A 13,307-nucleotide genomic window follows, 5' to 3' on the forward strand; every position below is an offset into this window, starting at 1 on the left:
CTACCAGGGTCACACACTCGTTCGGTATGGAAGGGATAAAAGGCCTCCGCGGCCGGGGCCGGAGGTCCCCGCCGGTCCCTGTCGGCCGTTGTCGTACGCCCTCCGTAGACTGGCGGGGTGAGTGACCTCCCCCAGCACGACGACCACGCCGACGACCCGAGCGAAGACCGCGCCTTCGAGGAGATCGTCGAGGCCGAGACCGGCCGCGATCCCGACCTCGCCGTCATCGAGGCGGGCAGCCGCACCCTGCGCACCCACGGCGGTGCGCCGTCCGGCGACGCGGTGCCCGCCCGGCCCGCCGACCCGGAGGTGGACAAGGCCCTGCGCGCGGTCGAGACCGAACTCGCCGGCCGCTGGGGCGAGACCAAGCTCGAACCCTCGGTGACCCGCATCGCCGCCCTGATGGACGTCCTGGGCGAGCCGCAGAAGGCGTACCCGTCCGTCCACATCACCGGCACCAACGGCAAGACCAGCACCGCCCGCATGATCGAGGCCCTGTTCGGCGCCTTCGAGCTGCGCACCGGCCGCTACACCAGCCCCCACGTGCAGTCGATCACCGAGCGCATCAGCCTGGACGGCCTGCCGATCAGCGCCGAGCGCTTCGTCGAGACGTACGAGGACATCAAGCCCTACGTGGAGATGGTCGACGCCGCGCAGGAGTACCGGCTGTCCTTCTTCGAGGTCATGACGGGCATGGCGTACGCGGCCTTCGCCGACGCGCCGGTGGACGTGGCGGTCGTCGAGGTCGGCATGGGCGGCACCTGGGACGCCACCAACGTCATCGACGCCTCGGTCGCCGTCGTCACCCCCATCTCGCTCGACCACACCGACCGCCTGGGCACCACGCCGGGCGAGATCGCGGGCGAGAAGTCCGGGATCGTCAAGCAGGGCGCCACCGTCGTCCTGGCCCAGCAGCCGGTCGACGCGGCGCAGGTCATGCTGAAGAAGGCCGTCGAGGTGGACGCCACGGTGGCCCGCGAGGGCATGGAGTTCGGTGTGGTGGCCCGCGAGGTCGCGGTCGGCGGCCAGCTGGTCACCCTGCGCGGACTCGGCGGCGAGTACGAGGAGATCTTCCTCCCGCTGCACGGCGCCCACCAGGCGCACAACGCGGCGGTCGCGCTCGCCGCCGTCGAGGCGTTCTTCGGCATCGGCGCCGAACAGGCCCGCACGCTCGACATCGACACCATCCGCAAGGCCTTCGCCTCGGTGACCTCCCCCGGCCGGATGGAGGTCGTACGGCGCAGCCCCACGGTCGTGCTGGACGCCGCGCACAACCCGGCCGGCGCGCGGGCGGCGGCCGAGGCGGTCGGCGAGGCGTTCAGCTTCAGCCGGCTGATCGGCGTCGTCGGCGCCAGCGGCGACAAGGACGTACGGGGCCTGCTCGAAGCCTTCGAGCCGATCTTCGCGGAGATCGTCGTCACCCGGAACTCCACCCCGCGCTCGATGGACGTGGACGAGCTGGCCGCGATCGCCGTCGAGGTCTTCGGCGAGGAGCGGGTCCAGGTGGAGCCGCGGCTCGACGACGCGATCGAGGAGGCGATCACCCTCGCGGAGGAGGAGGGCGAGTTCTCCGGCGGCGGAGTGCTCGTCACCGGATCGGTCATCACGGTCGGAGAGGCCCGGCTGCTGCTGGGAAGGGGCTGAGACTGTCGTGCGTACGCTCTGTGCTTCCACACTGATCGGCGAGTTCTTCGTGATCGGCTTCGCCGGTCTGGTCGCGATGAAGTCCGACGACCTGTCGATGGCCACCGTCTGGACGGTGTGCGGGATCGCGATGGCGGTGTCCGTGCTGCTGTGCGGCATGATCACGCGGCCCGGCGGGCTCCAGCTGGGCTGGGCCCTCCAGGTCGGGCTGGTCGTCAGCGGCTTCTGGGTGCCGGTGATGTTCTTCCTCGGCGCGGTCTTCGGCGGCCTGTGGTGGGCGTCGATCCACTACGGCCGCAAGATCGACGAGGCGAAGGCCAGGTGGGCGGCGCAGGCGGAGGCATAGCGGACACCGCGCACGGCCGGGCCGGGCGGCCCCGGGTCCGGCGCGTGCGCGGTCCCGGCCACCCCCGGGCTTGACGCTGTGTGACAACACACCCGTTCGGCCCTGTAATCTGCGGGACACCGCTTCCGCACAGCACTCAAGGAGCCCGCACCGTGACCCAGCGCACCCTCGTCCTGCTCAAGCCCGACACCGTACGCCGCGGCCTGATCGGCGAGGTCATCTCGCGTATCGAGCGCAAGGCCGGCTGGACGATCAGCGCGCTGGAGCTGCGCAGCCTCGACCAGGAGACCCTGGAGGCGCACTACGGCGAGCACAAGGGCAAGCCGTTCTACGAGCCGCTCGTCGGTTTCATGTCCTCCGGGCCGATCGTCGCGCTGGTCGTCGAGGGCGAGCGGGCCATCGAGGGTGTACGCCAGTTGGCCGGTCCCACCGACCCGATTGCCGCGGCACCCGGGTCCATTCGCGGCGACTTCGGCACCATCGTCCGCGAGAACCTGATCCACGCCTCGGACTCCGAGGAGTCCGCCGAGCGCGAGCTCAAGCTGTTCTTCCCGGGGCTCGTCTGACCCGGACGGCAGACATGCACCGGACACTTTTCCTGACGCAACGTCAGCCGAACAGCGTCCTTGTCCTGGGGCGACCGAAGTAATTCGGTCGCCCTTCGGCATATGCACCACGATGGAGGGAACGCATCCCCCCGACACAGCGTCACCATTGGTGAAGCGGGTATGTGTTCCGCCCACAATGGCGAAGGACCCTCGCGCGGCGACCGCACATGCGGCACTACGATGGACGTCACCGCGCCCGCAGCATTCAGCGCACCACCCACTTCGCCTACCGACCCAAAGCCATCACACGCTCCACTCGGGAAGGCCCGACGCATCCTCATGGGGAAGAAGAGGGAACCAATGTCGTTCATCGGCCGTGATATGGCTGTCGACCTCGGGACCGCCAACACGCTGGTGTACGTCAGGGGCAAGGGCATCGTGCTCAACGAACCCTCCGTCGTCGCCATCAACACGAACACGGGCGGCATCCTGGCCGTCGGCGCCGAGGCAAAGAAGATGATCGGCCGTACACCGGGCAACATCGTTGCCGTACGGCCCCTGAAGGACGGCGTGATCGCCGACTTCGAGATCACCGAGCGGATGCTCCGCTACTTCATCCTGAAGATCCACAAGCGCCGCTACCTGGCCCGCCCGCGGGTCGTGGTCTGTGTGCCCTCCGGCATCACCGGCGTCGAGCGCCGCGCCGTCATCGAGGCGTCCACGCAGGCCGGCGCCCGCCAGGTGCACATCATCGAGGAGCCCATGGCCGCGGCCATCGGTTCCGGCCTGCCCGTCCACGAGGCCACCGGCAACATGGTCGTGGACATCGGCGGCGGCACCACCGAGGTCGCCGTCATCTCGCTCGGAGGAATCGTCACGGCACAGTCGATCCGCGTCGCGGGCGACGAGCTGGACAACGCGATCATCCAGCACATCAAGAAGGAGTACAGCCTGCTGCTCGGCGAGCGGACGGCGGAACAGATCAAGATCACGATCGGTTCGGCGTACGACCTCGACAAGGACGAGCACACCGAGATCCGCGGCCGCGACCTCGTCTCCGGCCTCCCGAAGACCGTCGTGATCTCCGCCGCCGAGGTCCGCAAGGCCATCGAGGAACCGGTCAACGCGATCGTCGACGCCGTGAAGACCACCCTCGACAAGTGCCCGCCGGAACTCTCCGGCGACGTCATGGACCGCGGCATCGTCCTCACCGGCGGCGGCGCCCTGCTGCGCGGCCTGGACGAGCGGCTGCGCCGGGAGACCGGCATGCCGATCCACATCGCCGAGGACCCGCTGGACTCCGTCGCGCTCGGGTCCGGCAAGTGCGTGGAGGAGTTCGAGGCGCTCCAGCAGGTGCTGGACGCCCAGCCGCGCAGATAGCACGCCCAAGGAAATCCGCCGTACGGGACAGTCTTCCCGTGCGGCGGATCGTTGATATACACGCACACAACTTTTCCGACGAGGAAGGCACGGCCGCCGCACGTGAGGGACACACGAGAGAGCCGGCTGCTCCTGGTGCTGCTGGTCGCCGTAGCGTTCGCGCTGATCACGGTCGACATCCGAGGCGGCGAGGACTCACCGGTCGACGGTGCCCGCCAGGCCGCCGCCACGGTCTTCGGACCCGTGGAGAGAGGCGTCGCCACCGCGGTCGACCCGATCGGCAACGCGATCGGCGCCGTACGCGACTCCGGCGAGACCCACGACGCGGTCAAGGCGCTGGAGCGGGAGAACCAGGAACTCAAGCAGCGACTCGGCAGCGACGACCGCAACCGCAGCCGGGTGCGCGAACTGGACGGCATGCTGAAGAAGGCCGGCGCCGGACAGTACGGCATCAAGGGCGCCGAAGTCATCGCCATAGGAGCGGCCCAGGGCTTCTCCTGGACCGTCACCATCGACGCCGGCAGCAACGACGGCATCAAGCGCGACATGACCGTGCTCAACGCCGAGGGACTCGTCGGACGCATCACCACCGTCGGCCCCGACACCTCCACCGTGCTCCTCGCCAACGACCCCGACTTCACCGTGGGCACCCGAATGGAGAAGACCAACGAACTCGGCTTCGCCACCGGACAGGGCGACCGCCCCCTCAGCGTCCAGTTCCTCAACGGCAAGGCCAAGGTCAAGCCCGGCGACCGGCTGGTGACCTTCGGCTCGCGCGCGGCCAAGCCCTTCGTGCCCGGCGTGCCGGTCGGCGAGGTCGTACGGGTCGACCCGTCCGGCGGCGACCTCACCCGCACCGTCTACGTCCGCCCGTACGTCGGCTTCACCAAGCTCGACATCGTCGGCGTCGTCGTCCAGGCCCCGCGCACCGACCCCCGCGACACCGTCCTGCCGAACAAGCCCAGGCCCGCCCCGACGGTCACCGTCACCGTCACCCCCAAACCGCCGAACGAGAACGGCGAGAACAACGGCCAGAACAACGCCCAGAACAACGGCAACGGAACAGGCGTCGGCAACGGCAACGGCAACGCGAATCCCGACGGCGCGGCCAACAACGCCAACCCCGACGGCCAGTAGGAGCTGAACCAGATGCGCTTCAACCGGATTCTGCTCTCCGCCACCCTGGTGGTCGTCGCCCTGGTCGTCCAGGTCACCGTCCTCGCCAGACTCCAGCTCCCCGGCGCCGTACCCGACCTCACCCTCCTCGTCGTCCTCGGCCTGGCCTTCGTCTACGGACACGTCGGCGGCGCCCTCATCGGCTTCGGCGCCGGACTCCTCGCCGACCTCGCACCCCCCGCCGACCACGCGGCCGGCCGCTACGCCCTCGTGCTCTGCGTCATCGGCTACCTCGCAGGCCTCGCCAAGCCCGAGAACGGACGCCTGCGCTCCGCCACCGCGCCCATGCTCGTCGTGGTGGCCGCCGCGATCGGCTCGACCCTGCTGTACGCGGGCGTCGGCTCCCTCGTCGGCGACACCGCCGCACGCCACGTCGGCCTCGGCGGACTGCTGTTCACCGCAGCCCTGTACGACCTGCTGCTCGCCCCGTTCGTCGTCCCCGGCATCATGGCGCTCGCCAGGCGCGCCGAGAACGACCCGCTGTCCGAGAACTCCTCCTCCGGCGCCGACGTCGCCTCCGGCTGGCTCTCCTCCGGCACCGGACTGCGCATCGGCCAGCAGAAGGGCGGCCTGAGACTGCGCGCCGCCCGCAACCGCGCCTCGCGCGCCGGACGCATCAAGGGAGTGAAGCGCCTGTGACGCCGCACCCCGCACCCGCCCCGACCACCATCCGTGGGGGAGCGCGATGAGCAACATCCCCGAGACCGGACGCACCCCCCGCGTCACCATCCGCCTGATCGTGCTGCAGGTGCTCGTCTTCTCCCTGCTGCTCACCCTCGGCGGACGCCTCTGGTACCTCCAGATCCGCAACGGCCAGGAGTACACCGACGAGGCCAAGAACAACCACGTCCAGCAGGTCGTCCAGCCCGCCGTCCGCGGCTCCATCCTCGACGCCCGCGGCGTACCGCTCGCCGACAACGAGACCAAGCTCGTCGTCTCCGCGTCCCGCACCGAGCTGATGAAGATGAAGGACGACGGCAAGGCCGTGCTCGCCCGGCTCGCCGACGTCCTCGACATGAAGCCCAAGGACGTCTCAGACAAGGTCCGCCTCTGCGACGCCAAAACCCCGCAGCCCTGCTGGAACGGCTCCCCCTACCAGCCGATCCCGGTCACCAACAAGGCCACCACCCAGCAGGCCCTGCAGATCCGCGAGCGCGCCGAGGACTTCCCCGGCATCACCGCCGAACCCACCGCCGTGCGCCGCTACGCCGCCCCCGGCAAGGCCAACACCGCCCAGGTCCTCGGCTACCTCTCGCCCGTCACCGACGACGAGATCGAGAAGGCCAAGAACACCTCCTCGCCGTACCTGCGCTCCGACCAGGTCGGCCGCTCCGGCCTGGAGCGGACGTACGACAAGTACCTGCGCGGCAACGCCGGCGTCACCCGCTACGAGGTCGACAACCTCGGCCGCGTCATCGGCCTCGCCAAGGCCGACAAGGCCAAGCCCGGCTCCAACGTCGTCACCAGCATCGACGCGCGCGTCCAGGCGGTCGCCGAGTACGAACTCCTCGACGCCATGAAGGAGGCCCGCAAGGGCTTCGACAAGAACACCAACACCAACTACAAGGCCGACGCCGGCGCCGTCGTCGTCCTGGAGTCCAAGACCGGCCGCGTCGTCGCGATGGCGTCCAACCCGACGTACGACCCCAACTCCTGGGTCGGCGGCATCTCCGGCAAGGACTACGCCAAACTCACCGGCAAGGACTCCAACTTCCCCCTGCTCAACCGCGGCATCCAGGCACAGGCCGCCCCCGGCTCCATCTTCAAGGTGATCCCGACGACCGCGGCCGTCAACGCCGGCTACGACTTCAACGGCAGCTACCCCTGCCCGAGCTCGTACTCCATCGGCGGCCAGACCTTCACCAACTACGAGTCCAAGGGCCACGGCAACATCAGCCTCGGCGGCGCCCTCGAAGTCTCCTGCGACACCGTCTACTACGCCCTCGCCCACCAGCAGTGGCAGCGCGACGGCGGCACCAAGCCGAAGAAGGACGCCAAGGACTGGTTCTACAAGACGGCCCACCAGTTCGGCCTCGGCAAGGAGACCGGCATCGACCTCCCCAACGAGGTCTCCGGCCGCGTCCCCGACCGCCAGTGGAAGCAGCGCTTCTGGGCGGCCAACAAGGACGCCTGGTGCAAGCAGGGCAAGAAGGACGGCAGCTTCGTCGAGAAGATCGCCTACGAGAACTGCATCGACGGCAACCAGATGCGCGCCGGTGACTCCGTCAACTACTCCATCGGACAGGGCGACACCCTCGTCACCCCCATCCAGATGGCGTCCATCTACGCCGCCATCTCCAACGGCGGCACCCTGCACGCCCCGTCCGTCGGCAAGGCCGTCATCAGCGCCGACGGCAAGCACGTCGAAGAGATCAAGCCCAGGGTCAGCGGCAAGCTCCCGATGAACCAGGCCACTCAGAAGCTGATAGACGAAGCCCTCGCGGGAGTCGCCACCCGGGGCACCGCCGCCTGGAGGTTCCAGGGCTGGCCCCAGGACAAGATCCCGATGCACGCCAAGACGGGTACCGCCGAGGTCTACGGCAAGCAGACCACCTCGTGGTTCGCCACGTACACCAAGGACTACTCGATCGTCATGACCATCGCGCAGGGCGGCACCGGCTCCGGTGCCTCCGGCCCCGCCGTGCGAAAGATCTACAACGCGCTCTACGGCCTCGACGCCGCCGGAAAGTTCGACCCCAGGAAGGCACTCCTGCCGCAGCCGCAGCAGGGCCTCCCCAAGATCGAGGCGGACGGCTCCATCGACGCCCCCGACATCAAGCCCTACGTGCCCGAACCCAAGGAGCCCGAGGGCGCCGCCGACGCACTCGCCGGACCGCCCGCCACCACCCCCGGCCGGGGCACCCCCGGCAGGGGCGGCGCACTGGGCACCAACCAACCGGTGGGGGACTGACATGGCAGGCAGCGCACACGGCTTCTCCGTGCGGCGGTACGCCCCCGAACGCGGGACGTTCGCCAAACTCACCGCCCGCGACTCCGTCGTCCGCCGGCTCGACTGGCCACTGCTGCTCTCCGCACTGGCCCTGTCCGGCATCGGCTCCCTGCTGGTCTGGTCGGCGACCCGCGGCCGCGACACCCTCAACCACGGCGACCCGTACTACTTCCTCTTCCGCCACCTGCTCAACACCGGCATCGGCTTCGCCCTGATGGTCGGCACGATCTGGCTCGGCCACCGCACCCTGCGCGGCGCCGTCCCCGTGCTCTACGGGCTGTCCGTCGTCCTCGTCCTGGCCGTGCTCACCCCGCTCGGCGCGACCGTCAACGGCGCCCACGCGTGGATCGTCCTCGGCGGCGGCTTCTCCCTCCAGCCGTCCGAATTCACCAAGATCACGATCATTCTGGGCATGGCGATGCTGCTCGCCGCCCGCGTCGACGCGGGCGACCAGCAGCACCCCGACCACCGCACGGTCCTCAAGTCCCTGGGCCTCGCGCTCGTCCCGATCGCCGTCATCATGCTGATGCCGGACCTCGGCTCCGTCATGGTCATCGCGATGATCATCCTCGGTGTGCTGCTGGCCTCCGGAGCCTCCAACCGCTGGGTCTTCGGCCTCGTCGGCGCGGGCGTACTCGGCGCCGTCCTGGTCGCGGTCCTCGGCCTGCTCGACGAGTACCAGATCAACCGCTTCGCCGCCTTCGCCAACCCCGACCTCGACCCGGCGGGCGTCGGCTACAACACCAACCAGGCGCGCATCGCGATCGGCTCCGGCGGCCTCACCGGCACAGGACTCTTCAAGGGCTCCCAGACCACCGGACAGTTCGTCCCCGAGCAGCAGACCGACTTCGTCTTCACCGTCGCGGGCGAGGAACTCGGCTTCCTGGGCGCGGGCCTGATCCTCGTCCTGCTGGGCGTCGTGCTCTGGCGGGCCTGCCGCATCGCCCGGGAGACCACCGAGCTGTACGGCACGATCGTCGCCGCCGGGATCATCGCCTGGTTCGCCTTCCAGGCCTTCGAGAACATCGGCATGACCCTGGGCATCATGCCCGTGGCCGGACTGCCGCTGCCCTTCGTCAGTTACGGCGGCTCGTCGATGTTCGCCGTGTGGGTGGCGATCGGACTGCTCCAGTCGATCAGGGTGCAGCGGCCCATAACGGCATAGCCGCACCGCGGCACCGCGTCGCGCCTCGCCCTGCTCGGACCCTGTTTGAGCGCCCGTATCGCGTCTAGATTCATGACATGGCGGACACGAAGCGCGAGATCGAGCGAAAGTACGAAGCCACGACGACAACCCCCGGCGAAGAACCCCGGCTGCCCGACTTCACCAGGGCGGCCGGGGTTTCGTCCGTCCGGGACGAGGGCGTCACCGCACTCGACGCCCTCTACTACGACACCGCGGACCTGGCGCTCGCCGCCCACGCGACGACCCTGCGCCGCCGCACCGGCGGCGAGGACGCCGGCTGGCACCTCAAACTGCCGGTCTCCCCGGACGTACGGGACGAGATCAGGGCCCCCCTGGGCGCGGCCGGGGCCGCTGTACCGCGCGCACTGGCCGCCCTGGTGCGGTCCCGCACCAGGGGAGCGCCGCTGGCCCCCGTCGTACGGCTGAAGTCCTCCCGCAGGCTCTACCGGCTGCTCGACGCGGCGGGGGAGCCGCTCGCCGAGGTGAGCGTGGACACGGTCACCGCGCAACGGCTGGGCGCACAGCGGCACGGCGCGGACACCCCCGGCGAGGACCGCCCGAGAGAAGAGCCGCGGAAGGACGCGGCGGCGGGTGCCGTCGGCGACGGGGACGGTACGGCCGGGGACGCGGTCAGGATCGCCGCATGGACCGAGATCGAGGTGGAACTCGCCGACGAGGGCGACCCGGCGTTCCTGGACGCGGTGGAGAAGCGGCTGCGGAAAGCGGGCGTTCACCCCGCAGCGTCCCCCTCGAAACTGGCACGGGCGCTCGCCGAGACCGGTGGCGGACCGGCCCCGGCCCGGGAACCGTCCGGCGACAGCGCGGGCGAGCGGGTCCTGGCCTACGTGCGCGCGCAGGCCGAGGCGATGATCGCCCACGACCCGGCCGTACGGCGCGACCTGCCCGACTCCGTGCACCAGATGCGGGTGGCCACCCGGCGGATGCGCAGCGCCTTCAAGACGTACCGGAAGGTCCTGGACCGCACCGTCACCGACCCGATCGGCGAGGAACTGAAGTGGCTGGCGGCGGAACTGGGCGTCGACCGCGACCAGGAGGTGCTGGCCGCCCGCCTCCAGTCGCACCTGGCGGCACTGCCCCGCACCCTGCTGCTGGGACCCGTCCGCGGCAGGCTGCGGATCTGGTCGGTGGCCCGCCGCAGCGGCTCCCGGCGCAGGACCCTCGCCGTACTGGACTCGCGGCGCTATCTGGAACTCCTCGCGTCGCTGGACGCTCTGCTCGCCGACCCGCCCCTGCGCAGGGCCGCGCGCAAGGACGCGGCCGAGGTACTGCCGCAGGCCCTCGCCAACGACTTCGCCCGGCTGGCCGGCCGTACCGAACACGCGCTGGACCTGCCCCCGGGACACGAACGCGACCTCGCCATGCACGAGGCCCGCAAGGCGGCGAAACGGCTCCGGTACGCCGCGGAGTCGGCCCGCCCGGTCCTGGGCGGCCCCGCCAACCGGCTGCGCAAGCGGGTCAAGGCGGTGCAGGAGGTCCTGGGGGAGCACCAGGACAGCGTGGTCGCGCGCGTCGAACTGCGGAACCTGGCCGTGCAGGCGCACGCGGCGGGCGAGACGTCGTTCGTCTGGGGCCTGCTCTACGGCAAGGAGGAGGCCGCGGCGGCGGACCGGGAGCGGGAACTGCCACAGGTGTGGCGCAGGGCCAGTGGGAGGAAGGCGGTGGGGTGGCTGGGGGTGTAGCGGACGGGGCAGAGGCGGCCGGTGACCGGTGGGGCCGTGGCCGCCGCTCTTCGGCCACGGCCCCACCGGCCCTCCTCCCCGCCCACCGCGACGGAACACCTTCCCGCGGGCACCCTTGCGCGGACATCGCACCGTGGGCCGCCTTCTCGCGGACACCGCCCCACGAGCACCGCCCCGTGAGCCCCACGAGCACCGCCCCGTGAGTACTTCCCCGGGCTCCTTGCCGGCCGTTTCCCGCCGGGCTCCGCACCGGCCGTGCGGGAGAACCCCCGACCCAAGTTAGGCTTGAGGGTCACCCTGCCCGCTCATGAGAGACACCGCGATGCCTGTTGAGTCGGTCTTCCCCCGCCTGGAAGCCCTCCTGCCGCACGTGCAGAAGCCCATCCAGTACGTCGGCGGTGAGCTGAACTCCACCGTCAAGCCGTGGGACGAGTGCGACGTCCGCTGGGCGCTCATGTACCCCGACGCGTACGAGGTCGGCCTGCCCAACCAGGGCGTCATGATCCTCTACGAGGTGCTCAACGAGCAGGCGGGCGTCCTGGCCGAGCGCACCTACAGCGTGTGGCCGGACCTCGAAGAACTGATGCGCAAGCACGACGTGCCGCAGTTCACCGTCGACGCCCACCGCCCGGTGAAGAACTTCGACGTCTTCGGACTGTCCTTCTCCACCGAGCTCGGCTACACCAACATGCTGACCGCGCTCGACCTGGCCGGCATCCCCCTGGAGTCCCGCAACCGCACCCTGGACGACCCGATCGTCCTGGCCGGCGGACACGCGGCCTTCAACCCGGAGCCGATCGCCGAGTTCATCGACTGCGCCGTCATCGGCGACGGCGAGCAGGCCGTCCTCGACATGACGGAGATCATCCGGACCTGGAAGGCGGAGGGCCGCCCCGGCGGCCGCGAGGAGGTCCTCCTGCGCCTCGCCAAGACCGGCAACGTCTACGTACCCGGCTTCTACGACGTCGAGTACCTCCCGGACGGCCGCATCGGCCGCGTCGTACCCAACCGCTCCGGCGTGCCGTGGCGGGTGTCCAAGCACACCGTCATGGACCTCGACGAGTGGCCCTACCCCAAGCAGCCGCTCGTGCCGCTCGCGGAGACCGTCCACGAGCGCATGAGCGTCGAGATCTTCCGCGGCTGCACCCGCGGCTGCCGTTTCTGCCAGGCCGGCATGATCACGCGCCCCGTGCGGGAGCGAAGCATCACCGGCATCGGCGAAATGGTCGACAAGGGTCTCAAGGCGACCGGCTTCGAAGAGGTGGGCCTGCTCTCCCTCTCCTCCGCCGACCACACCGAGATCGCGGACATCGCCAAGGGCCTCGCCGACCGGTACGAGGAGGACAAGATCGGCCTGTCCCTCCCCTCGACCCGCGTCGACGCCTTCAACGTGGACCTCGCCAACGAGCTGACCCGCAACGGCCGCCGCTCCGGCCTCACCTTCGCCCCCGAGGGCGGCAGTGAGCGCATGCGCAAGGTCATCAACAAGATGGTGTCCGAGGAAGACCTCATCCGCACCGTCTCCACCGCCTACGGCAACGGCTGGCGCCAGGTGAAGCTGTACTTCATGTGCGGCCTGCCCACCGAGACGGACGAGGACGTCCTGCAGATCGGCGACATGGCGGTCAACGTCATCGCCGAGGGCCGCAAGGTCTCCGGCCAGAACGACATCCGCTGCACCGTCTCCATCGGCGGTTTCGTCCCCAAGCCGCACACCCCCTTCCAGTGGGCCCCGCAGCTGAGCGCCGAACAGACCGACGAGCGGCTCGCCAAGCTCCGCGACAAGATCCGCGGCGACAAGAAGTACGGCCGCTCCATCGGCTTCCGCTACCACGACGGCAAGCCCGGCATCGTCGAGGGCCTGCTCTCCCGCGGCGACCGCCGCGTCGGCGACGTCATCCGCGCCGTCTACGAGGGCGGCGGCCGTTTCGACGGCTGGCGCGAGTACTTCAGCTACGACCGCTGGATGGAGGCCGCGGCCCGGACGCTGCCCGCCCACGGCGTCGACGTCGACTGGTACACCACCCGCGAGCGCACCTACGAGGAGGTCCTGCCCTGGGACCACCTCGACTCGGGCCTCGACAAGGACTGGCTCTGGGAGGACTGGCAGGACTCGCTCGACGAGACCGAGGTCGAGGACTGCCGCTGGACGCCGTGCTTCGACTGCGGGGTGTGCCCCCAGATGGACACCTCGATCCAGATCGGCCCGACCGGCAAGAAGCTGCTGCCGCTGAGCGTCGTCAAGTAGTCACCGCGGCACACGTACGCCGCGCCGCGGTCCCGCACCGACCCGGGCCCGGCCGAGGGGCGATACCCCCCCGGCCGGGCCCGAGCCGTGCCACGGCACCCCGCCGACCCCGCACACGCCCTGTCCGCA

At 70.2% G+C, this 13,307-nt stretch carries 10 protein-coding genes; all 10 read left to right on the plus strand.

Annotated features, from left to right (window positions below; all coding sequences use genetic code 11):
- Positions 1 to 117: 117 nt before the first annotated feature.
- Positions 118 to 1,644, plus strand: a complete 1,527-nt coding sequence (locus ACFYVL_RS39675; RefSeq protein ID WP_389254036.1) for a bifunctional folylpolyglutamate synthase/dihydrofolate synthase — start codon at positions 118 to 120, stop codon at positions 1,642 to 1,644.
- A 7-nt stretch (positions 1,645 to 1,651) separates the two neighbouring features.
- On the plus strand, positions 1,652 to 1,990 hold the full coding sequence (locus ACFYVL_RS39680) for a DUF4233 domain-containing protein (protein ID WP_389254038.1): 339 nt from the start codon (positions 1,652 to 1,654) through the stop codon (positions 1,988 to 1,990).
- 152 nt (positions 1,991 to 2,142) lie between these two features.
- Positions 2,143 to 2,556, plus strand: a complete 414-nt coding sequence (ndk, locus tag ACFYVL_RS39685) for a nucleoside-diphosphate kinase (protein ID WP_389254040.1) — start codon at positions 2,143 to 2,145, stop codon at positions 2,554 to 2,556.
- Between the two features lie 342 nt (positions 2,557 to 2,898).
- Positions 2,899 to 3,918, plus strand: a complete 1,020-nt coding sequence (locus tag ACFYVL_RS39690; protein WP_189824232.1) for a rod shape-determining protein — start codon at positions 2,899 to 2,901, stop codon at positions 3,916 to 3,918.
- 102 nt (positions 3,919 to 4,020) lie between these two features.
- Positions 4,021 to 5,055, plus strand: coding sequence for a rod shape-determining protein MreC (gene mreC, locus ACFYVL_RS39695; protein WP_389254042.1), 1,035 nt, complete (start codon positions 4,021 to 4,023; stop codon positions 5,053 to 5,055).
- Between the two features lie 12 nt (positions 5,056 to 5,067).
- Positions 5,068 to 5,733: a rod shape-determining protein MreD gene (mreD, locus tag ACFYVL_RS39700; protein WP_389254045.1), complete on the plus strand. Its 666-nt coding sequence runs from the start codon at positions 5,068 to 5,070 to the stop codon at positions 5,731 to 5,733.
- Positions 5,734 to 5,779: 46 nt separating this feature from the next.
- Positions 5,780 to 8,005, plus strand: a complete 2,226-nt coding sequence (gene mrdA, locus ACFYVL_RS39705) for a penicillin-binding protein 2 (protein WP_389254047.1) — start codon at positions 5,780 to 5,782, stop codon at positions 8,003 to 8,005.
- Between the two features lies 1 nt (position 8,006).
- A complete protein-coding gene (gene rodA / locus ACFYVL_RS39710; protein ID WP_389254049.1) occupies positions 8,007 to 9,209 on the plus strand; it encodes a rod shape-determining protein RodA in 1,203 nt (400 codons plus the stop codon).
- A gap of 77 nt (positions 9,210 to 9,286) precedes the next feature.
- Positions 9,287 to 10,930, plus strand: a complete 1,644-nt coding sequence (locus ACFYVL_RS39715) for a CHAD domain-containing protein (protein WP_389254051.1) — start codon at positions 9,287 to 9,289, stop codon at positions 10,928 to 10,930.
- A gap of 322 nt (positions 10,931 to 11,252) precedes the next feature.
- On the plus strand, positions 11,253 to 13,178 hold the full coding sequence (locus tag ACFYVL_RS39720; protein ID WP_389254177.1) for a TIGR03960 family B12-binding radical SAM protein: 1,926 nt from the start codon (positions 11,253 to 11,255) through the stop codon (positions 13,176 to 13,178).
- The last annotated feature ends 129 nt before the right edge of the window (positions 13,179 to 13,307 follow it).

Source organism: Streptomyces sp. NPDC004111, assembly GCF_042874215.1.
In the GTDB taxonomy this organism is placed as follows: domain Bacteria; phylum Actinomycetota; class Actinomycetes; order Streptomycetales; family Streptomycetaceae; genus Streptomyces.